Here is a 26,682-nt window from a genome sequence, read left to right as displayed (position 1 = left end):
GGCTTGACCTCATCCCCGTGATGCGAGGAGCATCTTGCTGGCCTGAGAACTGTAGAACGACATCGACGGCATCCCTTCCAGAATGTGTCGGCTGCCCCGCTCAACCAATGACATCCGAGCGGCTGACTGGCGCAACACCCCTCACCTGTTCGGCATGTGATGTCTGACCCGTCCGATACTCTGCCGCCAAGGATCGGAGGTCCATGCCGCATACCACCCCGCCGTCACTGAGCGACCGTGCGCTCACTGTATGGGCGAAGTCGTTCCTCGACCATGCAGACGGCCACGCACTGGTCGGCTGGCTGCCGCTCCACCAGCACCTCGCTGACGCCGCCGGCGTCGCTGCGCGGCTCTGGGATGAGTGGGCGCCCCGTTCCATCAAAGATCTCCTCTCCCGATCCGTTGGCTCCGACGAGGCGGCGCGCTCGCAGCTCGTCTGGCTGGCGGGAACACACGACATCGGCAAGACGTCCCCTGCGTTCGCAGTGCAGGTCGGCGGGCTCGCCGATGGCATGCGTCGCGCTGGTCTCGTCGCAGACCCGCGCATTCGCGATGACGATCAGCGCCGCAGCACCCGTCATGAGCTGGTGAGCTTCCTCGCGATCCGCGCACATCTGCGCGACCGGCACGGATTCGACGCAGACGTGGCCGACCGGATCGCCAGCGTCGCCGCAGCACACCATGGGCGTCCGGCGGATGCCGCGAACATCCGTGCCGCCCAAGATCTGCCGCACTTCATCGGCGAAGGACCATGGATTGAGACGCGTGACGAGCTGCTCCACTGGGCAGACGGGCAGTTCACGGATGGCGACAGCATCCGCGCCTGGCGCGACAGTTCCCTCACGCAGCCCGCGCTGGTGGTGCTGAGCGCGCTGGTCATCGTCGCCGACTGGATCGCAAGCAGCGATCTGTTTCCCTCCGCCCCGCTCGGCGCACAGCCGACGGAGACGACGGATGCGCGCGTCACACGCGCATGGTCTCGTCTCGGCTTCCCCGGGCCCTGGCACGCGCAGCCAGAGAGCACGGATGCCGCCGCGCTCCTCGCCGCCCGATTCGACCTTCCCGATGACGCCACACCGCATGCCACGCAGATCGCTCTGGTCGAGCAGGCGCTCCGTCTGGAACGTCCCGAGCTGCTGATCCTCGAGGCCGAGATGGGCTCGGGCAAGACCGAGGCGGCGCTCCTCGCCGCTGAGATCCTCGCCGGAAGATTCGGCACCAGCGGGATCTTCGTGGGCCTGCCCACACAGGCGACCTCCGACGGCATGTTCTCCCGTGTCCTCGCCTGGGCCGACCGCCTGCGCCTCGACACGCCCTCGAGCGTGTTCCTCGCCCGTTCGAGAGCACAGCTCAACGAGGAGTATGCGCAGCTCGTCGAGGAAACGTCCTTCCGCTCGATCGCGCCTGACAATCCCGCTCGAGACGACACCGAGAGCGACACTTCATCGCTCATCGCCCACCGCTGGTTCAGCGATTCCCGCCGCGGGCCACTGTCGAGCTTCGTCGTCGGAACCGTCGATCAGGCGCTCTTCGCAGGCCTGCGCAGCCGCTACCTGATGCTCCGCCACCTGGCGCTCGCCGGCAAGGTGGTGATCATCGACGAGGTCCACGCATACGACGACTACATGGACAGGTTCCTCACCCGCGTCCTCGAATGGCTCGGCGCATACGAGACTCCCGTCATCCTGCTCTCGGCGACACTCCCCTCACAGAAGCGACGCGACTACATCGCGGCGTATGACCGCGGGCGCCGGTCCCTCCAGCCATCCCCACCGCGCGTCAAGCGCTCCTGGTCGGAGAAACGCAGGGCACAGGATGCCGGAGAGCCCACACCTGTGCCGTACCCTGGCATCGGCGGACTGATCGGCTATCCGGCCATCACCGTGTCCAACGGCACGGAGGCCCCGACCGTCGCCACACCAGCCGCGTCTTCTGCACCGCGCCGAGTTCTCCTCGGCCGCATCGATGACGATGAATCGGGCCTGGCCGGCCTCTTGCGCGATGCGCTCGCAGACGGCGGCAATGTCGCCGTCATCCGCAACACTGTGCGACGTGCGCAGGAGACCGCAGCCGTGCTGCGAGAGATGTTCCCCGACATCCCCGTGACCGTCGCGCACTCACGATACCTCGGTGTGGACCGCGCCCGCAAAGACAGAGAGCTGCTCGGCCTCTACGGGCGACACGGTGCGCGTCCCCCGCGGAGCATTGTTGTCGCCACCCAGGTGATCGAGCAGTCGCTCGACGTCGACTTCGACCTGCTCGTATCGGATGTCGCGCCCATCGACCTCCTCCTGCAGCGGACCGGACGGATGCATCGCCATCACCGCGCCGACCGCCCTGAAGCGCTGCGAACGCCGCGGCTGGTGATCACCGGCGTCGACTGGTCGACGAACCCGCCCGGGATCGACCGCGGCAGCTCCGTCGTCTACGGCGAGGCGCTGCTGTTGCGCACCCTCGCCGCGGTGCGCGAACGCGATGCGCTGACGCTGCCCGACGACATCGCCCCCTTGGTCGAGCAGGTCTACGGCGACGATGCTGACTTCATTCCCGACGATTGGATGCCGGCTCACGACGAAGCCGTCCATGCACGCCGCGAGGAGATCGCCGACAAGCAGCGCCGCGCGCAAACCTTTGCCCTCGGCGCCGTCACGGGCGATGATCCCAGCCTCATCGGATGGATCCGCAACCCGGACGAGGATCCGGATTTCGCACCCCCGGGCCGCGCGACGGTGCGCGACACCGAGGAGACTCTCGAGGTGGTCGTCGTGCAACGAGGTTCCGATGGCATCCTGCGCACGCCTGCCTGGCTGGAGGAGCACGGCGGAGAACAGATACCCGACAACGAACCACCGGATGCCGCGCTCACGCGGACCCTCCTCGGATGCTTCCTCCGCCTGCCCGCCGGCATGTGCCACGGCAATGCGCTGGACCGCCACATCTCCGAGCTTGAGCGCACATTCGAGCTGCCGTCATGGCATGCGAGTCACGCGTTGAAGGGCGAGCTGACTCTCGTGTTCGACGAAGACGGGTACGCGCGCCTCAACGAGTTCGACCTCTTCTACTCCTTCGAGGACGGACTCGACTACCAGCGCCGCACGTGACCAGCCCTCTGCCAGGCCTCGGTGGTTCGACCCCCAAGAGCCGCTACGTCAGGGCATGTTCTCGTACACGGCCCGACGGTGGGCCACGCGGACGATCCGGACGGTGACGACCTGATCCAGCACCCGGTAGAGAACGCGATAGTCGCCGACACGGATGCGCCAGATCTCCTCGTTCCCGACAAGCCGCTTGGCGCCAGAGGGTCGTGGCGCGACCTCCAGCTCTGAGATCGCGCCCAGGATGCGTCGACGGATCGGCGGGTCGAGCTTGCGCAGTTCGCGGGACGCAGCCGAGCTGAACTCGACCGTGTATGACATTCTCAGCCCAGTTCGTCACGCAGTTCGGCCAGCGAGATGCGCACGCCGTCGTCGGCTTCCTCAGCCGCCCGGAACTCCGCAAGATCCCGCGCATCCTCCAGCGCCTCGAGGAGCTCGAAGTCCTCGACACCGATCACGACCGCCGCCAGCTTGCCGTGGCGAGTGATGCCGATGCGCTCGTTGCCGTACGAGACTCGCCCAACGACATCGGCGAGCGTCTCGCGGAGTTCACGAGTGCTGAGCGAGCGGTCGAGCGTGTCCATAGCCGACACTATATCCGTTATGTACATAATTCCCCTTTTGGCCTTCACGAGGTAAGGTCGTCACGCTCCCTGCACTGCGGGGATGATCCCATGTGACCTGCCGAACGGGCGTGCTCCTCGCCTCCGCGAGGATCCATTTGTGCAGTTCTGCGATGCAAATCGCTAACATGTGACCTGTGGAGCGGGCAAAGGGAGAGGTTTGTTTTATTTGCATTCTCGCATCATCTCCGCTACATTGGCCTCCTAGCCACACCTTGCCACCAACCTCGGACACGACCCCGACGCGACAACCAGAGGTATCGAAGCCAAAGGAGCACAGATGCTTTCCACGAGCAGCACGGCCTCAAGCAGCGTCGAGCCCTCGAACCTCAACCTCATCGACGATCCCTGGATCTCGGTGCGCCGGCTCGACGGGCGTACGACCGAGGTGTCGATCCGTGAGGCGTTCCATCGCGCACATGAGATCCGCGACATCGTCGGCGAGCTCCCCACCCAGACCTTCTCGATCCTCCGACTGCTGCTGGCGATCCTTTACCGCGCGATCAGCGACGACGTCACGCCCGACTCCTGGAGCAGACTCTGGAAGAACGGGCTCCCCCTCTACGACATCGACGACTACCTCGACGCGTTCCACGACCGCTTCTGGCTGCTCGACGGCGAGCGCCCGTTCTTCCAGGTAGCTGATTTGACGATTCAGAATGCCAAGCTTCTCAGCGAGAAGAAGAAAGATGTCTCTCCACTTATTTTCGACGTGCCCAGCAACAACCGTCACTTCACCAGCCGCGCAGGGGCTGGGCTTTCCTCCTTGCCGCTCCCAGAGGCTGCACGTTGGCTGGTCAACATCCAGGCGTTCGATATATCAGGAATTAAGTCAGGGGTTCCAGGTCATTTCTCGTTCTCGAACGGCCGAGGTTCTACAATGGGCATACCAGCCTGGAGCGGCCTCCTTGGAGGAGTATACGCTCGAGGTCGGAACCTATCCGACACGCTACTCCTCAACCTTGTCGGGAATAAGTCTGGAATCACGAGGGATCTCGAGCGCGACATTCCGCCCTGGGAAGACCACGAACCGGATTCAGCCGCAGAGCGAGTCAATCTCGCACCCAACGGACCAGTACGGCTATACACGTGGCAGTCGAGGAGAGTACGGCTCTTCGCTGAAGGCAATCAAGTAGTCGGGTGTCTAGTCGCTAACGGTGATCGCCTCGGTGCTCAGAACCTCCAAGTACATGAACCAATGACGGCTTGGACATATAGCCCCGACCAAACGAAGAAGGCTCCAGGCAAGCAACCAACCTACATGCCACGAACTCACAGGAGGGATCGAGCCCTATGGCGCGGCATAGGTGCATTGCTCCCCGGCATCACTCAACCGTTCCCGAAAACCTCCGTCCCAAGCAACTGTATTCCGGGAATCATGGAGTGGCTGTCGCACCTGGATAACAAGGACCTCCTGGACGGCTCTCCTCGGATCCAGCTTCGGGCAATCGGCGTTGCATACGGAACGCAGAATTCCAAAGTCGATGAGCTGATCGACGACACGGTGCTCCTTCCCCTCGCACTCCTTCGCGAGCGCAACCGCTCGCTCGCTGTCCAGGCCGAGCACGCCGTCAGCCTCGCGGATGAGGGCGTCTCTGCCGTCCGCCGGCTCGCGGAGAACCTCGAGCGCGCCGCCGGGGGAACAGGCGAGGCGTCACGTGACCGCGCCGTGGAGGCCGCCTACGCAGCGCTCGACCGCCCCTACCGCTCCTGGCTCGCCTCACTGGACGACGATGTCGACCCTCTCGACGCGATCGAGACGTGGAAGCACACCGCCCGCGGCATCCTGCGCCGGATCGGGGCCGACATCCTCGCCCAGGCGGGCCCTGCCGCGTGGAAGGGCCGCGAGGTCAGCCGCGGCGGGAGCACCGAGCTCGTCACCGCCCCCCGCGCCGAGGGCTGGTTCCTCCGCGCCCTCGACAAGACCTTCGGCAAGCCCACCAGAGAGGATGCCGCAGCATGAGCACCGAGACCAGCACCGCGCCGACCGCGGAGAAGCGCACCGAGACCCCCGTGGAACGGCTGGAGCGCATCGTCGCCGCACGCACATCCCGACTGCAGAAGGAGTATCAGGGCAACGTCAGCACCGCCGTCGCTGCGCTCGCCCTCCTCCGCCGCGGCATCAACCAGGGTCCCGGGGCCGACGCGCGCATCCTCGGTCACACGGTCGCCGACGTCGAGCCTGCTCCGGAAAAGCTCCGCGGCGATCACCCGACTCACGCCGAGATCGCCGCCCACGCGGCCATGACCCTCTTCGCGCTCCATCAGCAGTCGCAGCGCACGGCATCGATGCATCGGGTCGGCTACTCGTTCGGGCGGTCCGCACGACTGCTCGGCCGGCACACGGGCAACCCGGATGCCGTCCGCGCGCGCTTCACCGCCGTCGCGACGGCGACCTCCTGGGAGGAGCGCCTCCACCACGCACGAGGCCTCATACAGCAGCTGCGCGCGAACGGCATCCCCCTCGACTACGGACGCTTCGCCCGCGATCTCTACTACCTGCAGTTCCCCTCCGGGGCCGACAGCGTGCGCCTCGCCTGGGGACGCGACTTCTACCGCGTCCGCAACGCAGACGACCCCGAGACCGAAGACTCAGACGGCGACGACGCCGACGACAACGACTGACCTCGAAGATCCAGGAGCCCACCATGACCCGCACCATCGTCGACATCAACATCCTGCAGACGGTCCCGCCGAGCAACCTCAACCGCGACGACACCGGCAGCCCGAAGTCCGCAGTGTACGGCGGCACCCGCCGCGCCCGCGTATCGAGCCAGGCGTGGAAACGCCCCACCAGGCTGCTGTTCAACAGCGTGCTCGACGGCTCGCAGCTCGGCGTGCGCACCAAGCGCGTGGTCGAGCTTCTCGGCGAGCGCATCCTGACCCGCAGCCCGGAGATCAGCGCGGAGCGCGCACAGGAGCTCGCCGGCCTCGCCTTCACCGCCGCCGGTATCAAGCTGAGCGCGCCGCGCCGCTCCACCCCGGAGAGCCCGCTCCCCGACGAGTCGGGCTACCTCCTCTTCCTCAGCTCTCGCCAGCTCGATCAGGTCGCCGACATGTGCATCGAGGCCGACAGGGCCGACGATCCGAAGGCTCAGCTCAAGGGCGATGGCGTGAAGAAGGCGCTCACCGAGGGCAACTCCATCGACCTCGCGCTGTTCGGGCGCATGGTCGCCGACTCGAGCGATCTCAATGTCGACGCCGCCTGCCAGGTCGCGCACGCGATCAGCGTGCATCCCGTCGACAACGAGTTCGACTACTTCACGGCCGTCGACGACCACAAGAACGCCGACAGCGAGGAGGACGCCGGCGCCGGCATGATCGGCACGGTCGAGTTCAACGCATCGACGCTGTACCGGTACGCGACCGTCGACGTGGATGCACTGCAGCGCAACCTCGGTGACGCGAAGGCCGCGGTCCGCGCTGTGGAGGCCTTCGTCCGCGCCTTCACCACCAGCATGCCCACCGGCAAGCAGAACACCTTCGCGAACCGCACCCTGCCCAACGCCGTGGTGATCAGCATCCGCAACACGCAGCCGGTGAACCTCGCCGGTGCGTTCGAGGAGGCCATCACCGAGCAGCCGCGCCTCCGCCTGGCCAGCGAGCGGCTCGCCGACGAAGCCCAGCAGATAGACGCCGCCTACGGCACGACTCCCGTGTCGACGTGGGTCGTGCGCACGGGCGCTGCGACCGAGGCACTCGACGCCCTCGGAGAGCGGGTGTCGCTCGACGACGCCGTCACCAGGCTCGGATCGGCTGTCGCGGAGCGCCTCGAAGGACAGTCGTGAGCGCACAGACGCTGCTGCTCACCCTGCGCGGCCCGCAGCAGGCCTGGGGCTCGCGCAGCCGGTTCGCGACCCGCGGCACTGAGCGGGCGCCGACGCGCAGCGGCGTGCTCGGGCTGGTCGCCGCCGCCCTCGGCATGGATCGCACCGAGCCCCTCGACCGCTTCGATGACATCCGCTTCGGGGTCCGCATCGACCGGCCAGGGCGTGTCGAGACCGACTTCCAGACCGCGCGCACCCTCGACGGGAAGACCTCGATGCCACTGTCGTATCGCGCGTACCTAGCGGATGCCGTGTTCGTGGCGGGCCTGGAGAGCACGGATGCCGCTCTGATCGCCGAGTTGCGCGAGGCGCTCAGCGCCCCGCGCTACCCGCTGTATCTCGGCCGCCGCGCCTTTCCGCCGGCCGGCCCCGTTCCTGCCGACGTCATCGATGCGTCGCTGCTCGATGCGCTCCACAGCCACCCCTGGCAGGGTGCCGCGAAGGGCGGACGGCGCGCTGATCGGCAGGTGGTGCCCGCAGCCCTCGACGCGCTCGTCGACGCCGCGTCCGACGAGCAGGCCGATCTGAGCCTCGAAGACGTTCCGGTGAGCTTCGATCCGCGCCGACGTCGCTATGCCTGGCGCGACGTGCGGTTTCTCAGCATCCCCACCCCCGGTGTCGAGCCCGAAGCGGATGCCGCCGAGCCCGGCGCCGCCAGGTGGAGCGGCGTGGGCGCCTCCGCCCCGCGCCGCGGCTTCGCCCCGCCTGCGCACGACCCCATGCTCCTCGTGAGCGACAAGGAGGTCTGATGTTCCTGTCCCGCATCCAGCTCAATCCTGCGCGCCGCACCGGTCGGCCTCTGCTCACGTCCCCTCACGCGCTGCACGCGGCGGTGCTCGCCGCATTCCCCGATCCGAGTCCCCGCGACACTGGTCGCGTGCTCTGGCGCCTCGACGCCGAGCCGCACCGTACTCACCTGTACATCGTGAGCCCGGAGCCTCCCGACCTCACGCACATCGCGGAGCAGGCGGGGTGGCCGACCCGGGAGGACAGCTGGCAGGTGCGGCCCTACGCGCCGCTCCTGGAGCGCGTCGAGAACGACCATCGCTATCTGTTCCGTCTCACCGCGAACCCGGTGCGCAGCGAACGACTCCCCGGGGGCACCCGCGGCAAGGTGTACGGCCACGTCACGGTGCGCCAGCAGGAGCAGTGGCTTCTGGATCGGCAAGAACGCCTCGGCATCCACATCGACCTGCTCGGCCCCGATGAGGTCGAAACAGGCCCGGATGCCGATCCGGCGCACGCTCTGCTCGTCAAAGACCGACGCACCCTCAGCTTCACCCGCAGGGAGACCGCGGTCACCCTGCGGGTCGCCACCTATGAGGGGCGCCTGATCGTGACCGACCGCGACCGGTTCGTTCACGCGCTCGGTCACGGCATCGGCCGCGCGAAGGGCTACGGATGCGGTCTGATGACGATCGCGCCGGTGCGGTGACGCCATGGCGAAGGGACCGAAGCCACCCTCGCTCCCTGAGCTGGTGCGTGCGCAGGATCGTCTGACCTTCATCTATCTGGAGCGCTGCAAGATCCACCGCGACGCGAACGCGATCACGGCGACCGATGAGCGCGGTGTGATCCACATCCCGGCGGCCACCCTCGGCGCCCTCATGCTCGGTCCCGGCACGACCGTGTCGCAGCAGGCGATGGTGCTGATGGCCGAGAGCGGGTCGACCGTGGTGTGGGTGGGCGAGGAGGGCGTGCGCTATTACGCACACGGGCGCTCGCTCGCGCACAGCTCGCGGTTCCTCGAGGCACAGGCGAAGCTCGTCACCAACCAGTCCGCGCGCCTGCGGGTCGCGCGCGAGATGTACGCCATGCGGTTTCCCGGGGAGGACACCACAGGGCTCACGATGCAGCAGCTTCGCGGCAGGGAAGGCGCCCGCATCCGCCGTGCATACCGCGAGCACTCGCGCCGCACCGGCGTGAAGTGGAGCGGTCGCGACTACGACGTGGAGTCGTTCGAGAGCAGCGATCCGGTGAACCAGGCCCTCTCCGCAGCCAACATCAGCCTGTACGGCGTCGTGCACTCGGTGATCGTGGCCCTCGGCTGCTCGCCCGGGCTCGGCTTCGTGCACACCGGGCACGTGCGCTCCTTCGTGTACGACATCGCCGATCTCTACAAGGCTGATCTCACGATCCCGCTCGCCTTCGACCTCGCCAAGGAGGAGCCGTTCGACATCGGAGCCGAGGCCCGGCGGGCCCTGCGCGATCAGATGCACGGCGGAGCGTTTCTCGACCGGTGCGTGCACGACATCCGTCATCTGCTCCTGCCGGACAACGAGGATGCTGCAGACGACGAGCTCGCCGAGAACGTCGTGCGGCTCTGGGACGGCTCGCAGCGCAGCGTCGCCGCGGGCACCGGATACGGGACCGATCTCTGATGGTCGTGCTGGTGCTCTCGGCCTGCCCACCTGGCCTCCGCGGCTACCTCACCCGCTGGCTGCTGGAGATCTCCGCCGGCGTGTTCGTCGGTCGCGTCTCGCGGCGCGTCCGAGAGCTGATGTGGCAGCGCACAATTGAGATGGTGCGGACTGGACGCGCGATCATGGTCTTCTCTGCCCGCAATGAGCAAGGCCTGTCCTTCCTCGTGCACGGCCATCACTGGGAGCCCGTCGACATCGATGGCATCACGCTGATGCTGCGACCCAGCACGGACGGGCCTCCTAGGGAATCGGCCAGCAAAGCAGGGCAGCCCTCTCGTACCGGATGGAGCAAGGCAGCGCGACGTCGGGCACGCTAGATTGTCGAGGCGTGAGACGATGAGCTGAGAGCTTTGGATGCGCGCTCGACTCCTCGCCCACGCGAGGATGATCCTTCCCTCTTATACGGGGCATCATCGTCAGTAAAGTGCTCCTCGCCATTGCGGGGCAATGAACTCCCTCTTATATGGGGTTTCCGAATCCAGATAAAATCCTGATCAGGGGGATTTAGTAGCATTGTCACGTCCGGCATCCCAACATTCAGGAGTTCAGCCGCGTGAGCACCCCCGTCGCAGACACCGTCGAAAACGCGATCGCCACCCCTGAGAAGGAGCAGCCGTACGGCGCCCTGGGCCTCAAGGACGACGAGTACGCGAAGATCCGCGAGATCCTCGGCCGCCGGCCCACGAGCGGCGAGCTGGCGATGTACTCGGTGATGTGGAGCGAGCACTGCTCCTACAAGTCCTCCAAGGTGCACCTGCGCGAGTTCGGTCGCGACATGACCGACGAGATGAAGAAGAACCTCATGGTCGGCATGGGGCAGAACGCGGGCGTGATCGACATCGGCGAGGGCTGGGCGGTCACCTTCAAGGTCGAGAGCCACAACCACCCGTCGTACATCGAGCCGTTCCAGGGCGCGGCGACCGGTGTCGGCGGCATCGTGCGCGACATCATCTCGATGGGGGCCCGCCCCGTCGCGGTGATGGACCAGCTGCGCTTCGGCGCGGTCGACGACCCCGACACGGCGCGCGTGGTGCACGGCGTCGTGAGCGGCATCTCGTTCTACGCCAACTGCCTGGGCCTGCCCAACATCGGCGGCGAGACCTACTTCAACTCCGTCTACCAGCGCAATCCGCTCGTCAACGCGCTCGCGGTCGGCGTGCTGCGTCACGAAGACCTCAAGCTCGCCAACGCCTCGGGCGCTGGCAACAAGGTCGTGCTGTTCGGCGCCCGCACGGGCGGCGACGGCATCGGCGGCGCGAGCATCCTGGCATCCGACTCGTTCGACGAGAAGGGTCCCACGAAGCGGCCCGCGGTGCAGGTCGGCGACCCCTTCGCCGAGAAGGTGCTCATCGAGTGCTGCCTCGAGCTCTACAAGAGCGACCTCGTCGAGGCGATCCAGGACCTCGGTGCCGCGGGCATCTCGTGCGCCACGAGCGAGCTCGCCGCGAACGGCGGCTCGGGCATGCGCGTCGACCTGGAGAACGTGCTGCTGCGCGACCCCACGCTCACGCCCGAGGAGATCCTCATGAGCGAGAGCCAGGAGCGCATGATGGCGATCGTCGCGCCCGAGAAGCTCGACGACTTCCTCGCCGTCACCACCCGGTGGGACGTCGAGACGTCCGTGCTCGGCGAGGTCACCGGCGACGGCCGCTTGCAGATCTTCTGGCACGGCGAGCAGATCGTTGACGTCGACCCCGCCACCGTCGCGGTCGACGGCCCGGTCTACGAGCGTCCCATCGCGTACCCCGAGTGGATCGACGCGCTGCAGGAGGACACCGCCACCAAGCTCGAGCGCTCGAACGACCCTGCCGTGCTCACGGAGCAGTTCCGTGGCCTCATCTCCAGCGCCAACCTCTCCGACAAGTCGTGGGTCACCAACCAGTACGACTACTACGTGATGGGAAACACCGCCCTGAGCTTCCCCGACGACGCGGGCATGATCCGCGTCGACGAGCACTCGGGCCTCGGCTTCGCGATCTCCACCGACTGCGACGGCCGCTTCTGCCAGCTCGACCCCTACGCGGGCGCCCAGCACGCCCTCGCCGAGGCGTACCGCAACGTCGCCGTCACGGGCGCGACCCCCGCCGCCGTCACCGACTGCCTCAACTTCGGAAGCCCCGAGAATCCCGAGGTCATGTGGCAGTTCCAGCGCGCCGTGCAGGGTCTGGCCGACGGATGCCGCGAGCTCGGCATCCCCGTCACGGGCGGCAACGTCAGCTTCTACAACCAGACCGGCGACACCCCCATCTTCCCGACGCCCGTCGTGGGCGTGCTGGGCGTCATCGACGACGTCGCCCGCCGCATCCCGTCGGGCTGGCAGGACCCGGGCGAGAACATCTACCTGCTCGGCGTCACGGCGATCGAGCTGAGCGGCTCGGAGTGGGCCGAGGTCGTGCACGACCATCTCGGCGGACGCCCCCCGAAGGTCAACTTCGAGGCCGAGCGCAAGCTCGCCGACCTGCTGCGCGCCGGCTCCGACCAGGGCCTCGTCTCCAGCGCGCACGACCTCTCCGGCGGCGGGCTGGCGCAGTCGCTCGCCGACGGCGTGCTGCGCTTCGGCGTCGGCGCCCGCGTGTGGCTCACCGAGATCATGGAGCGGGACGGCGTGGATGCCGCGACCGCGCTCTTCTCGGAGTCCACCGGCCGCGTCATCGTGACCGTGCCCCGCGAGGAGGACGTGAAGTTCCGCGGCCTGTGCGAGGGGCGCGGCTACCCGGTGCTGCGCATCGGCGTCACCGACTCAGCGGCCGACGGCGACGAGCCGGCGCTCGAGGTGCAGGACGTGTTCCGCATCGAGCTGACCGAGCTGCGCGCTCTATCGGGCGACACACTGCCCGCCGCGTTCGGACCGGTCGTGCAGGAGGCTCACGCATGAGCGACGCCGACGAGTACGCCGGTTTCGCCGATCGGCGCGCGCGCCGCACGCGCATCACCGCCTGGGTCGCGATCATCTCGCTCGTGCTCGTCGGCGGCGGCGCGACCGTGCTCGCCCTGATCTTCGGGTAGCGCCTTCGTCCGCGAGGGTGCCAGTTATCTCCGCGAGGGTGCCAGTTGTCTTCGCGAGGGTGCCAGTTGTCTCCGCGAGGGTGCGAGTTATCTCCGCGAGGGTGCCGATTGTCTTCGCGAGGGTGCTTCCGAAGGCACCCTCGCGGGAGCAAGTAGCACCCTCGCGGGGATAACTGGCACCCTCGCGAGTTGGGGGCACCCGGCCGGGGTTCAGACGGCGCGGGTAGCATGGCGACGTGGATCCCGTGTGGGCGTCGATCGCCGAGATGTGGTGGATCGGCCCCACTGTGCTCGGAGGCGGAATGGTCACGTGGCTCGGTCTGCGCCAGGCGCGCATCTCGCGCCGTCGGCGCCTCGCCCTGGATGCGGCGAAGCTGCGCCTCACCGAGGCGCGACGCCGCGTCGTCGAGGCCCGCGCGGCGGTCAAGGTGCGACGCGCCGAGCTCGCCCGCATCCAGGCGGAGCACAACGCCGGCCGTGCGACGCCCGCCGAGATCGCGGCGGCACGCCACAACCTCACCGTCGCCCAGGGCGAGACGCGCGCCGCATCCGCCGACGTGCGCGTGCAGCGCGCGCAGGTGAGCGCGGCGCGCGCGATGCTGCCGCAGGCGTCGCAGCAGCCTCCGCTCACGCGGCTCATCTCCGAGCACGACACGATCACCGCCCGCTGGCTCGAGTACGAGACCGATCCCGCGCGACTCATCGCCTTCCCGGCCCTCACCGACGTGCGCATGCCCGAGACGGCGGCCTTCGTCGCCGCGCAGCAGCACGCGCTGAGCCTGCGCCCCTCGCTCGACCAGAAGAAGGTCTCGCCCGCCGAGTTCGCCGCCTATCGGGATGCCGTCTCGCACGCCGCGCACGCCTTCGAGGTCGCGGAGCACGCCGCCTGGCAGCGCGCCGAGGGCCGCGCCCCTGGGCCCATGCCGGGCAGTGCGCCCGCCGCGAACTGGACGACCATGGCCGAGTCGGTCATCCGCCGGTCTGCCGAGGCCCTCGGCCGCGCCGCCGACTCCGCCCTCGCCGCGATGCAGGAGGCCGCCGAGACCCGCGAGTCCGCGGCGACCGCCGAGACGGATGCCGCGGGCGCCGCGCGCCGCACCGCCGCCCACCCCACGGGCCCGCAGCCGGCGCCCCGGGCCCAGCCCGCACCGCACGACCACACGCCGCACGCGCCTCGCACGGCGTCCGCTCCCTCCGGCGACGCAGCACAGCACACGGCATCCGCTCCCCCGCAGCCGTCCGACGCACAGCCATCCGACCCGCATCGTTCCGACGCGCACCCGCCCGCCCCGCAGCCGTCCGACGCACAGCCTCACCGCGCCGCGCCCCCGTCGCCGCCGACCGGCCCGCAGCCGGTGTGGCCGGTGCCCTCGCGCACGTCGCGCCCGAACTGACGCGCCCGCGCCACCGCGGAATCGCCGGACCGGCCGCACATCACCGCCGGTCGCCCGTAGCATGGGCGAGGTGGATCAGTTCTGGATGTTCCTGGGCAGCTATTGGTGGCTGGTCTTCCCGTTGATGGGCGTCGCGGGCGGGGCGGCGCGCGGCTGGGAGCGCGCCGCGAAGGCGCGGCACCGACGCCGCCTGGAGATCATCGCCGCGAAGCAGGGCACGCTGCCGGCGCAGGTGGCGACGGCATCCGAGCCCCGTCCCATCACGCGTCCGTCGCCGCTGCCGACGCAGCTCGAGAAGGCGTTCGCGCAGCACGACGCCGTGACCTCCCGCTGGCTCGAGTACGAGCTCGACGTCGCGAAGATCATCGACTATCCGTCGATCAGCGACGGACGCCAGCCGCTCACGGCCGCCTTCCTGCGCGCCAAGAAGGTCGCCGACGGGCTGCGTCCGCCGTCCGCCGAGGCGAAGGTCACGGCCGACCAGGTGGCCGAGTACCGCACCGCCGTCACCGACTACGAGGTCGCGTTCGACCTCGCCGAGCGCGAGGCGCGGCGGCAGAAGGATGCCGCGTTCTCCGATCCCGAGCGCAAGCGCCTCGCGAAGGCGAAGCAGCTGCTCACGGTCGCGGTCGACGAGGCCGCGACGCCCGCCGAGAGGCAGCTCGCCTACCGGCGCGTGCGCGAGGAGATCGACGGCCTGCTCGCGGTCTCCGACGAGGCGATCGTGATCCTGGAGAAGAAGGTCGCGCTCGAGCTCCCGCCGGGGCAGTAGCCCGCATCCCTCCCCTCGCACTGAACCGCGGCAAAGTGCGATGTGCGCGAGCCGGCACCCGCAGATCGCCGCGGTTGAGCTGGAGGGCGAGATTTTCAGCCGCGGCAAAGTGCGGGTCAGGGCAGCAGGTACCCGCAGTTTGCCGCGGTTGGAGCTGCGGGCCGGCCGCTACTCCTGCGTGGAGATCCAGGCGTCGATGCGCTCGAACCACGCGAACAGCCACTCCGCCTGGGCGTCGCGCTCGTCGGGGATCTCCGCGCGCGGCACGCGCCATGCGCGGATCGTGATGCGCTTGCCCATCGGCAGCTCGTGCCAGAGGTCGCCGAGGCTCTGGAACCGGTCCAGACCCGTGTGCCCGATGAAGACCATGTCGGCGTCGGGAGCGGCCTGCAGCGCCGCCTGCACGCCGCCCGGCTGCGGCGGCATCACGTGACGCAGCCGGCCCGCCCGATCGGCGAGCGCGCGGCGGCCCGATCGACGCAGCCTCTCGATGCGGCTGCGCCGCCGCGCCTCCGACACCTGTCCGCCCTCGGGGAAGATCACGAGGGCGTCGTCCGCGCCGAGGCCCCGCGCGAGCGCGCCGATCTGCTCCTCGACGCGCGATCCGCCGCCCGTGCGCGCCGCGCCGAACCCGGAGGGGGTGATGAACTGCGCCGGCACGCGATGCAGCAGCACGTCGATGCCCGGGTCCCACTGCAGGGTGTCCTTCAGCACGATGCGCGGCCGGCGGTGCACACCGTTGAGCAGCGTGTGCACGAGCGTGAACGAGTCGCCCGGGCCGCCGTGCCGGCTCGCCACGACGAGCGGGGCGCCCGACGCGAACAGCGCGCCGAACGCCACCCGCGACTCGCCAGCGTCGTCGCCCGTGACGATGATCCGCAGCCGCAGCACGACGCCGATCATCCAGAACAGCGCCCGCAGGAAGAGGCTCGCGACCGCGTAGTGGGCGCTCAGGAACCCCGCGGAGCGCAGCCTCCAGCCGAACCCCGATGCGATCCACAGCCCGAACATCGCGAGCAGCAGCGCCGAGTCGAGCACGAGATACACCGTGACGAGCCAGAGCACGCGCGGCAACCGGAAGATCCCCGGCACGAGCGACGTGATCGCGAGCGCCACGAGCAGCCACACCGGCGCCGCGACGAGCATCGCGACCGCGACGAGCACGACCCCCGGCGCGATCACGAGGCGCCGCACCCACACCGGGGGAACCCTCACCGCTCCTTCTCCAGGTAGGCCGAGCTGGCCTCGTAGGCGCGGTCGATGCGATCGCGCACGGTCGCCAGGTTGCGGTACGACATCATCCTGTCGTCGCCCTCGAGCGCGCCGCCGCTCGGCAGCACGTGCACGGTCACGCGCGGCGGCAGGGTCGCGAGATCGCGGGCGTAGCGGTGCCGCCGGGCGATCTCGAACGCCACGCGGGCGGTGTCGACGAGCGTGCGCGGCGGCGTCAGCGGCTGCTCGACCCGGCCGACCTGCATCACGTAGATCGTGCGCGCCCCGGCATCCACGGCGGGCGAGATCGGGATCGAGTCGACGACGCCGCCGTCGATGAAGTGCTCGTCGCCGACCTTCGCGGCCGGGAACAGCCCGGGCACGGCGGCCGAGGCGAGGATCGCGGGCACGAGCGGTCCCGAGTCGAACACGTGCTCCGCGGCGCGCTCGATGGATGCCGCGACGACCCGCAGCGGCACCGCGAGGTCTTCGAACCGGGTGTCGGCCCCCAGCATGCCGGCGAGCAGGCCGCGCAGCGGCTCGGGCGAGTTGAGGTGCGTGCGGGTGCGCACGACCCGCCCCGCCTGCGAGAGGAACCCGTCGCCGTAGACGGCGGCCGCCGCGGGCGACGCCCACGCGGTCATCAGCGACCCGATGACCGAGAGATCGGGGTTGCGGGCCACGAGTGCCCCGTTGATCGAGCCGACGGACGTCCCGACGATGAGATCGGGACGGATGCCGCGTTCGAGCAGCGCCCGCAGCATGCCGATCTGCACCGCCCCGCGCACGCCGCCGCCGCCGAGCACAAACGCCGTGCGAGGTCTTCTCATGTGCCGAACCTACTCGGTTCTCGCACTCGTGCCTCGCACGGCCGATCAGCGCGCGACGCGCAGGAAATGCGGCGGCGGCCCTTCCAGACGCGCCACCCTGGTGCTGAGGTGCGAGAGCTCGGTGCGCACCTCCCGGAGCTCGATGCGCACGCCTCCGATGCTCGCAACGAGATCGGCGCGAAGACCGCCGACCTCCTGCGCGACGTCCGTTCTCACGGCACGGATCTCCTCCCGGACCTCGGCACGAAGCCCACCGATCTCCTCACGAAACTCTGCACGAACCCCACCGAGCCCGCTCGCAAGCTCGGCACGAAGCCCGCCGATCTCCTCACGAAACTCTGTACGAAGACCAACGAGCCCGCTCGCCAGATCCGCACGAAGCCCACCGACCTCCTCACGGAACTCCGCACGAACCCCAACGAGCCCGCTCGTCAACTCCGCACGAAGCCCACCGACCTCCTCACGGCCCGCGTCGAGCCCGCTGGTCAACTCCGAACGAACCTCAGCGAGCCCGCTCGCCAGATCCGCACGAACTCCGCCGATCTCCGCACGAACCCCACCGAGCCCGCTCGCCAGATCCGCACGAACTCCGCCGATCTCCGCACGAAGCCCACCGACCTCCGTGTCGAGCTTGGTCTCCAGCCGATCGATGCGGCCGTCGGCCTCGGAGAAGCGGCGATCGATGCGGCGCATCGCCCAGCCGCCCAGCGTGCCCATCGCCACCAGCAGAGTGACGATCGTCGCGGCGCTCGTGGCGATCGCGGTGATCTGATCCGGTGACATGTACATCCCCCCATTGTGCCAACTGTGTGTGACATCGACCATAGGCTCGGCACGCCGGTCGCGGCGCATGCTCGGCAGCATCCGTGGACAACTGCCGAGCATGCGCCGCTGGGGACGAGAAGTCGGGATCAGCCCTCGATGAGCGTCGGGAAGGCGCCCGGGTTCTGCTCGATGAAGGCGACGATCGCCTCGGCCTCACGGCCCTCGCCGTACTCGTTCACGACGAGGTCCTCGAGCGACGCGTACGTCGCGTCGTCGAGCTGGATGCCGGCGATCAGGTCGGCCGCCTCGGGGCAGCGCTCCGAGAAGCCCTTCGTGCCGAGGAAGTGCAGCGCCTCGGGGTCGCCCATCGCGCCCAGCGGGTCGGCGAGATCCTTGACGGGGTAGGCGTCGTTCGCCCAGAACGGACGCCAGAGCGTCACGACGATGTCCTCCTTCGCGTTCACGGCGCTCTCGAACTGCACGAGCATCGCCGAGGTCGACGACGTGACGAGCTCGTACGAGTCCTCGAGCCCGTAGGCGGGGATCATCGACTCCTGCGTCTGCCTGGTCAGGCCGGCGCCGGGCTCGATGCCGTAGATCTTGCCGTCGAAGCGGTCGACGTTCGCAGCGAGGTCCTCGAGCGAGTCGATGTCGACGTAGTCGGGCACCGCGATCGTGAGCTTCGCGTTGTCGTAGTAGGCGCCGAGGTCTTCGATGCGGTCGCCGTACTCGTCCATGTACGACGCGTGCGTGAGCTCGGGCCACGCCGACGGATAGATGTCGATGTCGCCCTCGGCGAGGCCCGTGTACAGCGGCCCGGCCTCGGTGAGGGTCTGCAGGCGCACGTCGACGCCGAGCCGGGTGAGCTGGTTCTCCAGCAGGTAGGCGGTGCTCAGGCCGTCGGTCCAGCCGGGCAGGAAGCCCAGGGTCACCACGTCGCACGTCGCGGTGCCGCCCGTGTCGCCGGCCTCGCCTCCCGCGGTCGTGTCGTCGGCGGGAGCGTCGCTCCCGCCCGCGCAGCCCGCGAGGGCGAGGCTCGCGGCGGCGCCGAAGGCGAGGATTCCTGTCAGGTGTCGCTTGTTCATCGTTCTTCCTTCCGTATCGATGTCATTCGTTCCGTATGAGCTGTGCAGGGCGGCGCGGATGCCGCCCCGGTCAGAGGCCGGGCCCCGGCCGGCGCGGCGCGACGGTCTCGCGCTCGGCCTGCGACGCCGCGGCGGCGTCGGCGGCGACCGCGTCGGCGCGCCGGGCCCGCCGGCCGCGCGCCAGCAGGGCGAGCAGCGACGAGGGATAGTCGGCGCGGTTGCCGAGCGCGGCCGTGAGCCGGTCGAGGAACACGGCCAGCAGCACGACGCCCAGCCCCGCCTCGACGCCCTTGCCGACGTTCACCGTCGAGATGGCCTCGACGACCATCTTCCCCAGTCCGTCGGCGCCCGCCATGCCGGCGATGACGACCATCGAGAGCGCGAGCATGATCACCTGGTTGACGCCCGCCATGATCGTCGGCAGCGCGAGCGGCAGCTGCGTTCCGCGCAGGATCTGCCCCGGTGTCGCGCCGAACGCGTGGCCGGCCTCGACGGTCTCGGCGTCCACGCCGCGGATCCCGAGCTCGGTGAGGCGCACGCCGGGCGGCAGCGAGAAGATCACGGTCGCGACGAGCCCGGGCACGACGCCGATGCTGAAGAAGACGATCGCGGGCACCAGGTACACCATCGCGGGCATCGTCTGCATGAGGTCGAGCACGGGCTTGAGCATCGCCCGCACGGTGTCGTTGCGCGCCGACCAGATGCCGAGGGGCACCGCGATCAGCAGCGCGACGAACGCGGCGATGACCACGAGCGCGAGCGTCTGCATCGACGGCTTCCACAGGTCCATGCCGACGATCAGCACGAACGACACGGCGGTGCCGACGGCGAACTGCCACGACCGCACGAGCCACGCCAACAGCACGAACAGCACGATCATCGCGGGGAACGGCACGACCAGCAGCAGGTCGGTGAGGCCGCCGACCAGCCCGCGGCCGATGTCGGCGACCACGTCGAGCAGCCCGTCGAGGTTGGCCTTGACCCAGTCGACGACGGCCTTGGCGCCCTGCCCCACGGGAATGCGGAACCCGTCCATCAGCGCACCTCCTCGCCGGCCGACTCCGCCAGCACCTGATCGATCTCCGTCGCCGGCACGGGCGGCTGCGGCAGCGCGATCTCTCCCGTCGCCCCCGGCCCGGGCCCGAGGGCGCTCAGCAGCGTCACGCGCGGGATGACGCCGACGAGCCGCTCGCGGTCGTCGACCACGGCGAGCGGCAGCGGCGACTCCGCGGCGGGGACGAACAGGTCGATGAGCACGTCGTCGGTGCCCACGCGCTGCGGCACGGGCCGCATGACCGAGGCGAGGGAGCTCTCGCCCCGGCGCACGAGCCGGATCGCGTCGCGGTCGGTGACGATGCCCAGCAGGCGCCGGTCGCGGTCGACGACGTACGCCGCCGACATGTAGCTGTCGCGCATCCGGCGCAGCGCGGTGCGCGGCCCCGCGGCATCCGTCACGACGGGCTGCGGACGCTCCATCACGTTGGATGCCGTCAGCACGCGCGCCCGGTCGACGTCCTGCACGAACTGCGCGACGTAGTCGTTGGCGGGGTCGGTGAGGATGTCCTCGGGCGTGCCGATCTGCACGATGCGCCCGTCGCGCATGACGGCGATGCGGTCGCCCAGGAACATCGCCTCGTTGAGGTCGTGCGTGATGAACACGATGGTCTTGTTCAGCTGCCGCTGCAGCTCGACGAGCTGCTCCTGCATCTCGCGGCGGATGAGCGGGTCGAGGGCGCTGAAGGCCTCGTCCATGAGCAGGATGTCGGTGTCGGCGGCGAGCGCGCGGGCGATGCCGACGCGCTGCTTCATGCCGCCCGAGAGCTCGGACGGATACCTGTCGCCCCAGCCGGCGAGGTCGACGAGCACGAGCACCTCCTCGGCCTTGGCCTGCCGCTGCGCCCGGGGCACGCCCTTGAGCTCGAGCGGGTAGGCGACGTTGTCGACGACCGTGCGGTGCGGCAGCAGCGCGAAGTGCTGGAACACCATGGAGATGCGGTCGCGGCGCACCTGGCGCAGGCGCGCGGGCGGGATGCCGGTGATCGGGTCGCCGTAGACGCTCACACTGCCGTCGGTGGCCTCGAACAGGCCGTTGAGCATGCGGATGACGGTCGACTTGCCCGAGCCCGAGAGGCCCATGATCACGAAGATCTCGCCGGGCTGCACGGTGAAGCTCGCGTCGATCACGGCGGCGGTGCCGGCGTCGGCGACGTCGGCACGGGTCTGGCCCGCGCGCAGGCGGCGGATGACCTCTTTCGGATTGCGGCCGAAGACCTTGAACAGGCCGGTGACCTCGAGCGCGGGCACGCCGAGTACGGGTGTTGACATCACTTGCTTCACCTAGGCGGCACGCGCGTGCCGCTATCGGTTACGCCCGGGTGACGATCATCGACGCGGGGCGCGCCCGTCGTCCGTTGACGGAGTCCCTCCCGCGCTCTGGCGACACACATCGGGTCCGTCGCCCAGACCGCCGACCATACGCCCGCATGTTCTGACGCCCGGGACTCTCCCCGGCGACCGACTCACGCGGCCGCGGACTGGTCGTATGGCCGCCGTGCGGCCTCCTCCACCCTATGAACGACTTGTGCACGGGGCAAAACCGGGGCGGGGTCTTGACAGAATCGTGATCTCGTTGCATGGTTAGTTAGTCAAGTAAGTAACCAACCAAGCGGAGGCGTGAATGATCGACGACGGCCGGCCGATCTTCGTGCAGATCGCGGAGAGCATCGAGAACGCCATCGTGGACGGCAGTCTCGCCGAAGAGGCGCAGGCCCCGTCGACGAACGAGCTGGCCGCGTTCCATCGCATCAATCCCGCCACCGCAGCGAAGGGAATCGGAATGCTCACCGACAAGGGCGTGCTCGTCAAGCGCCGCGGCATCGGCATGTTCGTCGCGCCGGGCGCGCGCGAGCTGTTGCTCACCGAGCGTCGCGCGGCCTTCGCGGAGCGCTACCTCGACCCCCTCCTCGCCGAGGCCCGCACGATCGGCCTCGCACCCGACGACGTGCTCGCCCTGCTGCAGCAGCGGGCGGCATCCACCTCCGAAGGGACAGCCCCATGACCACCGTGATCGAGGTGACCGGCCTCACCAAGCGATACAAGGACACGCTCGCCGTCGACGACGTGAGCTTCGCGCTCGAGCAGAACACCATCTATGGCCTGCTCGGCCGCAACGGCGCCGGCAAGACGACGATCATGTCGATCCTCACGGCGCAGAACTTCGCCACGAGCGGCGACGTGCGCGTCTTCGGCGAGCAGCCGTACGAGAACGCCCGCGTGCTCAGCCGCATGTGCTTCGTGCGGGAGAGCCAGAAGTACCCCGAGGACGCGACGCCGCTGCACGCGTTCCGCATCGCGCGCCTGTTCTATCCGCACTGGGACCAGGCGTTCGCCGACCGGCTCGTCGCCGAGTTCCGGCTGCCGACCAAGACGCGCATCAAGAAGCTCTCGCGCGGGCAGCTGTCGGCCGTGGGGGTCATCATCGGCCTCGCCGCGCGCGCGGAGATCACCTTCTTCGACGAGCCCTACCTCGGCCTCGACGCCGTCGCGCGGCAGATCTTCTACGACCGGCTGATCGAGGACTACGCGGAGCACCCGCGCACGATCATCCTCTCGTCGCACCTGATCGACGAGGTGTCGAACCTGCTCGAGCGCGTGATCGTGATCGACGCCGGCCGCATCATCATGGACGAGGAGACGGATGCCGTGCGCGCCCGCGCCGCGAACGTCATCGGCGACACGGCGGCGGTCGACGCCTTCGTCGCGGGCCGCGAGGTCATCCACCGCGAGAGCCTCGGCCGCGTCTCTAGCGTCACGGTGCTCGGCGAGCTGTCGGCAGCCGACCACGCCGCCCTCGAGGCCGCGGGCCTCGACGTCGCGCCGGTCTCGCTGCAGCAGCTGATCGTGCGCCTCACCCAGCATTCGGCGGACGCCGCGGCATCCGCCTCGTCGGAAGGGGCCCTGTCATGAACCGCACCGTGAACGTCGTCCGCATGCAGCTGGTGAACCGGGAGACCTTCATCTGGATCCCGCTCATGGTCCTCGGCGGCGCACTCGTGATCAGCCTCGCGATCTACTGGATCATCGCCAGCGCGGGCGGCGAGGGACCCATGTACGGCGGCGGCGCGCAGGCACCGCTGTGGTACTTCGCGGTCGTCGGCGCGCAGGCGCTGACGCTCACCTTCCCGTTCTCGCAGGCGATGAGCGTCACGCGGCGCGAGTTCTACCTCGGCACGCTGCTCACCGCCGGCATGACCGGCGCGATCCTCGCGATCACGTTCGTGATCGGCGGGTACGTCGAGGAGGCGACCGGAGGATGGGGGTTCAACGGCTACTTCTTCCAGATCCCCTGGGTGTTGGATGCCGGTCCCGCGGGCGCCGCGCTGTTCTTCTTCGCCCTCGCGATGCTGTTCTTCGGCTTCGGGTTCTGGGGCGCGACGATCTGGAAGCGCTTCGGCCCGCTCGGGCTGACGATGACGCTCATCGGGCTGGCCGTCGTGATCGTCGGCCTCGTCTGGCTCGTGACCCGGCTCGAGGCGTGGGTCTCGGTGTTCACCTGGATCGTCGAGGTGGGCGTCGTCGGCCTCTCCCTCTGGGGCCTCGTGCTGCTCGCGGTCCTCGCCGGCACCTCGTACCTCACCCTGAGGAGGGCCGTGCCTTAGCCCCCTCCCCATCCCCTCCCGTTCAACCGCGGCAGAACGCGGGTCCTCATCCCGGGCACCCGCAACATGCCGCGGTTGAACCGTGGGGGCTCAGCGGTCCTGGGCGGCGGCGGTGTGGTGGCGGATGACCTCGGCCACCACGAAGTTGAACCACTTCTCGGCGAACTCCGGGTCGAGGTCGGCGGCCTCGGCCAGCTGCCGCAGGCGCGCGGTCTGCTGCTCCTCGCGACCGGGATCGGATGCCGGCATCCCATGCTCCGCCTTCAGCACTCCCACCTGCTTCGTGCAGCGGAAGCGCTCGGCGAGCATGAAGACGAGCGCGGCGTCGATGTTGTCGATACTCGCACGCAGCGCGTGCAGCTGGGCCGTGGCATCCGTCATGCCCACGAGACTACCCGCCGCGCCCTAGAGTTCTCACTATGAGACCGCGCAAGAGCCCCGGCCGCCCGGCCGCCCCCGACGCCGCGAGCGAGCCGCGCACCGCCCTCCGCACCGACGACCTCGAGGCGCCCGAGGGACGCACCTTCTGGGCGTCGCTGAACCACCCGTTCGGCGTCGGCTTCCTGCTGACGCTCGGTGGTCTCGCGGCCCTCGCGCTGGGCTTCGCCATCCGCGATCTCGCGACCGTGTGGATCTACATCGCGTTCGCGCTGTTCATCGCCCTCGGCCTCGACCCGCTCGTGCGGCGCCTGGAGAGGGCCGGCGTCTCGCGGGCGTGGTCGATCGTGATCGTGTTCTTCGGCTTCGCCCTCGTGCTCGCGGGCGTGCTGTGGCTCATCATCCCGACGGTCGTCGAGCAGATCTCGCAGTTCGTCCGCGACCTGCCCGACGCGATCCGCGAGTTCCAGAACAGCGACGCCTACGCGTGGGTGAGCGAGCGGTTCGGCGAGCAGGCGCAGTCGCTGCTGGCCGACGTGCAGGCCTTCCTCACCGACCCCGGCAACATCGCCGCGATCGGCGGCGGCGTGCTGCAGGTGGGCGCGTCGATCGCCACGACGCTGTCGGGCCTGCTGATCGTGATCGTGCTGAGCCTGTACTTCGTCGCGACGCTCGACACCATGAAGCAGGCGTTCTACCGCCTCGTGCCGGCGCGCAACCGCCCGGGCGCGGCCGAGCTGACCGAGGAGATCACGGCGTCGGTCGGCGGCTACCTCGGCGGCATGGTGATCCTGGCGTTCATCAACTCGGTGTTCGTGTTCATCATGCATCTCGTGCTCGGGCTGCCGTTCCCCATGCTGATGGCCGTCGTGGCGTTCTGCATCACGCTCATCCCGCTCATCGGTACCGTGCTGTTCTGGGTGATCGCGACGGCGCTCGCGCTGTTCACCAGCCCGCTCATGGCGCTCATCTTCGGCGTCGCGTACCTCGTCTACATGCAGCTCGAGGCATACGTGCTCACCCCGCGGGTCATGAACCGCACGATCTCGGTGCCCGGCTCGCTCGTCGTCATCGGCGCCCTCGTCGGCGGCACGCTCATGGGGCTGCTCGGCGCCCTCGTCGCGATCCCGGTCACGGCATCCATCCTCCTCATCATCAAGAAGGTCTTCATCCCCCGTCAGGACGCGAAGGTCTAGCCGCGCTCCGGGCTTCGCGGAGCTCGGAGAATGTGAGGAGCCTCGGACGATTCCGGCGAGAACGTCCGAGGCTCGCGCGATGGACCGAGGTCGGTGGATGCCGCGGTGCTATCCCACGGGCAGCAGGCAGCTGGGCGAGGGCGTCTCCGCGCGGAAGCGCACCCGGCCCGGGATGCCGGTGCGCAGATCCAGCGAGCGCGACGCGACCTCGTCGGAGTGCTGGCCGGCGACGAGCAGGGTGTCGCGCAGCACGACGTGGTGCCGCGGCCACGCGACGCCCGCCTCGACGAGGGCGACCGGCGCGAGCTCGGCCCCCGTGCCGCGCACGCGCAGCACCGCGATCGTGTCGCTGCCGCGCACGCCCGCGTAGAGCACCTCGCCGTCGCGCGACATCGCGAGCTCGGCGGCGGCATCGCCCGGCAGCGTCGCGGGCGCCAGCGGCGTGCCCGCGACGATCCGCCACGCGCCGGCGGCATCGGGAGCGAGCACGAACACCTCGAGCGACAGCTCCGTCACGACGTAGAGGTGGCCGGACGGATGCCACACCATGTGCCGCGGCCCGCTGCCGAGCGGCAGCACGACGCGGCCGCGCTCGACGAGCCGGCCGTCGGCGACGCGCCAGAACCGCACCAGGTCGAAGCCCAGATCGGTCGTCGCGATGAGCCCGCCGGGCAGGAAGACCGCCTGATGCGCCCGCGAGACGCGCGCCGGCTCCCCGGCATCCGTCCCGGCGGCCCCGCCCGCATCGGGCGGCTCCGGCACGTCCGGCAGCAGGTGCGCGAACTCCGCGCCCGCGGCATCCCGCAGCGCCCGCACCGCCGCCGCATACCCCTCGTCCCCCGCCGCGTCGACCCAGCCCACACCGCCGGCATCCCCCGCATCCCCAGCGAGACTGCCCCGGTGCAACGAGACAGCCGGTTCAGCGAGCAGTCTCGTCGCGCCCGTGCTGTCTCGCCGATCAAGCGGGGCGGGCGGGGCGGGCGGAGCGGGGTGGGGGTCGGACGCGGCGGGGGCGATGTGCGGGGACGACGGGATGCCGGTGGCGTTCAGCGGCATGCGCACGACGCGGCCGTCGCCCCAGCAGGAGGCGAGCAGCGCCGAGCCGTCGGGGGCGACGGCGACGTGGCAGACGGCGGCACCGGCCTCCACGGGCATGCCGAGGCGGGAATATCTCTCCTCGCCGGTGCGGCGGAACGCCTGGACCTCGCCGGTGCCCTCCATCGCCGCGTAGACGACGTCGAGCGAGGGATGCCGCGTGAGCCATGACGGCGAGCCGCCCGTCGCCACGGCATCCGTCCGGCGCGACAGCGCGCCGCCGGCGAGCGCGTCGTCTGCGGCGCCCGCGTGCAGCACGCCGATGCCGTTCGCGCGGCCCCGCATCTCAGCGGTGTATCCGCCGACGAGCAGCCTCACGGCCG

Annotated in this window: 26 protein-coding genes; 16 read left to right on the top strand and 10 right to left on the bottom strand. The window is 69.5% G+C overall.

What is annotated here, in order from left to right; genetic code table 11:
• The first annotated feature begins 203 nt into the window (after positions 1–203).
• Positions 204–3,101, top strand: coding sequence for a CRISPR-associated helicase/endonuclease Cas3 (locus AOA12_RS00840; RefSeq protein WP_054678851.1), 2,898 nt, complete (start codon positions 204–206; stop codon positions 3,099–3,101).
• A gap of 48 nt (positions 3,102–3,149) precedes the next feature.
• On the opposite strand, the gene AOA12_RS00835 is transcribed toward AOA12_RS00840, so the two are convergent.
• Positions 3,150–3,416 (bottom strand): type II toxin-antitoxin system RelE family toxin, encoded by a 267-nt coding sequence (locus AOA12_RS00835; RefSeq protein ID WP_054678848.1) that lies wholly within the window; start codon positions 3,414–3,416, stop codon positions 3,150–3,152.
• 2 nt (positions 3,417–3,418) lie between these two features.
• Positions 3,419–3,679 (bottom strand): type II toxin-antitoxin system Phd/YefM family antitoxin, encoded by a 261-nt coding sequence (locus tag AOA12_RS00830; protein WP_054678845.1) that lies wholly within the window; start codon positions 3,677–3,679, stop codon positions 3,419–3,421.
• A 319-nt stretch (positions 3,680–3,998) separates the two neighbouring features.
• Between AOA12_RS00830 and casA the strand changes: the two genes are divergently transcribed.
• From casA to AOA12_RS00775, 11 genes are all read left to right on the top strand, one after another.
• Positions 3,999–5,681 (top strand): type I-E CRISPR-associated protein Cse1/CasA, encoded by a 1,683-nt coding sequence (casA, locus tag AOA12_RS22425; RefSeq protein WP_082405840.1) that lies wholly within the window; start codon positions 3,999–4,001, stop codon positions 5,679–5,681.
• Positions 5,678–6,343, top strand: a complete 666-nt coding sequence (gene casB, locus AOA12_RS00815; protein ID WP_054678837.1) for a type I-E CRISPR-associated protein Cse2/CasB — start codon at positions 5,678–5,680, stop codon at positions 6,341–6,343. The genes casA and casB overlap by 4 nt, the downstream gene beginning before the upstream one ends.
• Positions 6,344–6,366: 23 nt before the next feature.
• The gene (gene cas7e, locus AOA12_RS00810; protein WP_054678834.1) at positions 6,367–7,506 is read left to right on the top strand and encodes a type I-E CRISPR-associated protein Cas7/Cse4/CasC; all 1,140 of its coding nucleotides are present in this window, start codon (positions 6,367–6,369) and stop codon (positions 7,504–7,506) included.
• On the top strand, positions 7,503–8,294 hold the full coding sequence (gene cas5e, locus AOA12_RS00805; RefSeq protein WP_082405839.1) for a type I-E CRISPR-associated protein Cas5/CasD: 792 nt from the start codon (positions 7,503–7,505) through the stop codon (positions 8,292–8,294). Before cas7e ends, cas5e begins: the two co-directional genes overlap by 4 nt.
• Complete coding sequence (cas6e, locus tag AOA12_RS00800) at positions 8,294–8,980, top strand: type I-E CRISPR-associated protein Cas6/Cse3/CasE (protein ID WP_054678831.1); 687 nt, start codon at positions 8,294–8,296, stop codon at positions 8,978–8,980. Before cas5e ends, cas6e begins: the two co-directional genes overlap by 1 nt.
• A 43-nt stretch (positions 8,981–9,023) precedes the next feature.
• Positions 9,024–9,926 carry a type I-E CRISPR-associated endonuclease Cas1e gene (gene cas1e, locus AOA12_RS00795; protein WP_231637151.1) on the top strand — a complete coding sequence of 301 codons (903 nt, stop codon included), beginning with the start codon at positions 9,024–9,026 and terminating at the stop codon, positions 9,924–9,926.
• Positions 9,926–10,285 carry a type I-E CRISPR-associated endoribonuclease Cas2e gene (cas2e, locus tag AOA12_RS00790; protein ID WP_054678825.1) on the top strand — a complete coding sequence of 120 codons (360 nt, stop codon included), beginning with the start codon at positions 9,926–9,928 and terminating at the stop codon, positions 10,283–10,285. The genes cas1e and cas2e overlap by 1 nt, the downstream gene beginning before the upstream one ends.
• Before the next feature lie 236 nt (positions 10,286–10,521).
• The gene (purL, locus tag AOA12_RS00785; RefSeq protein WP_054678821.1) at positions 10,522–12,843 is read left to right on the top strand and encodes a phosphoribosylformylglycinamidine synthase subunit PurL; all 2,322 of its coding nucleotides are present in this window, start codon (positions 10,522–10,524) and stop codon (positions 12,841–12,843) included.
• Entirely contained in the window at positions 12,840–12,974 is a 135-nt protein-coding gene (locus AOA12_RS24000; protein ID WP_257720150.1) for a hypothetical protein, read from the top strand. Before purL ends, AOA12_RS24000 begins: the two co-directional genes overlap by 4 nt.
• A gap of 236 nt (positions 12,975–13,210) precedes the next feature.
• Positions 13,211–14,368 carry a hypothetical protein gene (locus tag AOA12_RS00780; protein WP_156366331.1) on the top strand — a complete coding sequence of 386 codons (1,158 nt, stop codon included), beginning with the start codon at positions 13,211–13,213 and terminating at the stop codon, positions 14,366–14,368.
• A gap of 70 nt (positions 14,369–14,438) precedes the next feature.
• A complete protein-coding gene (locus AOA12_RS00775) occupies positions 14,439–15,140 on the top strand; it encodes a hypothetical protein (protein WP_156366330.1) in 702 nt (233 codons plus the stop codon).
• Positions 15,141–15,308: 168 nt separating this feature from the next.
• Here the strand turns inward: AOA12_RS00775 and AOA12_RS00770 are convergent, their stop codons facing one another.
• From AOA12_RS00770 to AOA12_RS00745, 6 genes are all read right to left on the bottom strand, one after another.
• Entirely contained in the window at positions 15,309–16,355 is a 1,047-nt protein-coding gene (locus AOA12_RS00770; RefSeq protein WP_054678811.1) for a 1-acyl-sn-glycerol-3-phosphate acyltransferase, read from the bottom strand.
• Positions 16,352–17,182, bottom strand: a complete 831-nt coding sequence (locus AOA12_RS00765; protein WP_054678809.1) for a patatin-like phospholipase family protein — start codon at positions 17,180–17,182, stop codon at positions 16,352–16,354. The genes AOA12_RS00770 and AOA12_RS00765 overlap by 4 nt, the downstream gene beginning before the upstream one ends.
• A 45-nt stretch (positions 17,183–17,227) precedes the next feature.
• Positions 17,228–17,971 (bottom strand): hypothetical protein, encoded by a 744-nt coding sequence (locus tag AOA12_RS00760; protein ID WP_054678806.1) that lies wholly within the window; start codon positions 17,969–17,971, stop codon positions 17,228–17,230.
• A 122-nt stretch (positions 17,972–18,093) separates the two neighbouring features.
• Entirely contained in the window at positions 18,094–19,032 is a 939-nt protein-coding gene (locus AOA12_RS00755; RefSeq protein WP_054678803.1) for a glycine betaine ABC transporter substrate-binding protein, read from the bottom strand.
• A 70-nt stretch (positions 19,033–19,102) separates the two neighbouring features.
• On the bottom strand, positions 19,103–20,068 hold the full coding sequence (locus tag AOA12_RS00750) for an ABC transporter permease (protein WP_054678800.1): 966 nt from the start codon (positions 20,066–20,068) through the stop codon (positions 19,103–19,105).
• Positions 20,068–21,357 carry a quaternary amine ABC transporter ATP-binding protein gene (locus tag AOA12_RS00745; RefSeq protein ID WP_054678798.1) on the bottom strand — a complete coding sequence of 430 codons (1,290 nt, stop codon included), beginning with the start codon at positions 21,355–21,357 and terminating at the stop codon, positions 20,068–20,070. Before AOA12_RS00745 ends, AOA12_RS00750 begins: the two co-directional genes overlap by 1 nt.
• A 352-nt stretch (positions 21,358–21,709) precedes the next feature.
• Here AOA12_RS00745 and AOA12_RS00740 point away from each other — a divergent pair, with 352 nt between their 5' ends.
• The 3 genes from AOA12_RS00740 to AOA12_RS00730 are packed head-to-tail and all read left to right on the top strand — an operon-like array spanning position 21,710 to position 23,690.
• The gene (locus tag AOA12_RS00740; RefSeq protein WP_054678795.1) at positions 21,710–22,090 is read left to right on the top strand and encodes a GntR family transcriptional regulator; all 381 of its coding nucleotides are present in this window, start codon (positions 21,710–21,712) and stop codon (positions 22,088–22,090) included.
• A complete protein-coding gene (locus tag AOA12_RS00735; protein WP_054678792.1) occupies positions 22,087–22,998 on the top strand; it encodes an ABC transporter ATP-binding protein in 912 nt (303 codons plus the stop codon). Before AOA12_RS00740 ends, AOA12_RS00735 begins: the two co-directional genes overlap by 4 nt.
• On the top strand, positions 22,995–23,690 hold the full coding sequence (locus AOA12_RS00730) for a hypothetical protein (protein WP_054678789.1): 696 nt from the start codon (positions 22,995–22,997) through the stop codon (positions 23,688–23,690). Before AOA12_RS00735 ends, AOA12_RS00730 begins: the two co-directional genes overlap by 4 nt.
• A 90-nt stretch (positions 23,691–23,780) precedes the next feature.
• On the opposite strand, the gene AOA12_RS00725 is transcribed toward AOA12_RS00730, so the two are convergent.
• Complete coding sequence (locus tag AOA12_RS00725; RefSeq protein ID WP_054678785.1) at positions 23,781–24,071, bottom strand: chorismate mutase; 291 nt, start codon at positions 24,069–24,071, stop codon at positions 23,781–23,783.
• Between the two features lie 38 nt (positions 24,072–24,109).
• On the opposite strand from AOA12_RS00725, the gene AOA12_RS00720 reads away from it, so the two are divergent.
• Positions 24,110–25,264 (top strand): AI-2E family transporter, encoded by a 1,155-nt coding sequence (locus AOA12_RS00720; RefSeq protein WP_054678782.1) that lies wholly within the window; start codon positions 24,110–24,112, stop codon positions 25,262–25,264.
• A gap of 108 nt (positions 25,265–25,372) precedes the next feature.
• Here the strand turns inward: AOA12_RS00720 and AOA12_RS00715 are convergent, their stop codons facing one another.
• Positions 25,373–26,677, bottom strand: coding sequence for a lactonase family protein (locus AOA12_RS00715; RefSeq protein WP_054678778.1), 1,305 nt, complete (start codon positions 26,675–26,677; stop codon positions 25,373–25,375).
• Positions 26,678–26,682: the final 5 nt, after the last annotated feature.

The organism is Microbacterium sp. No. 7 (genome assembly GCF_001314225.1).
In the GTDB taxonomy this organism is placed as follows: domain Bacteria; phylum Actinomycetota; class Actinomycetes; order Actinomycetales; family Microbacteriaceae; genus Microbacterium.
The sequence above is the reverse complement of the archived record's forward strand: the minus strand, read 5'-3'. Positions and strand labels throughout refer to the sequence as shown.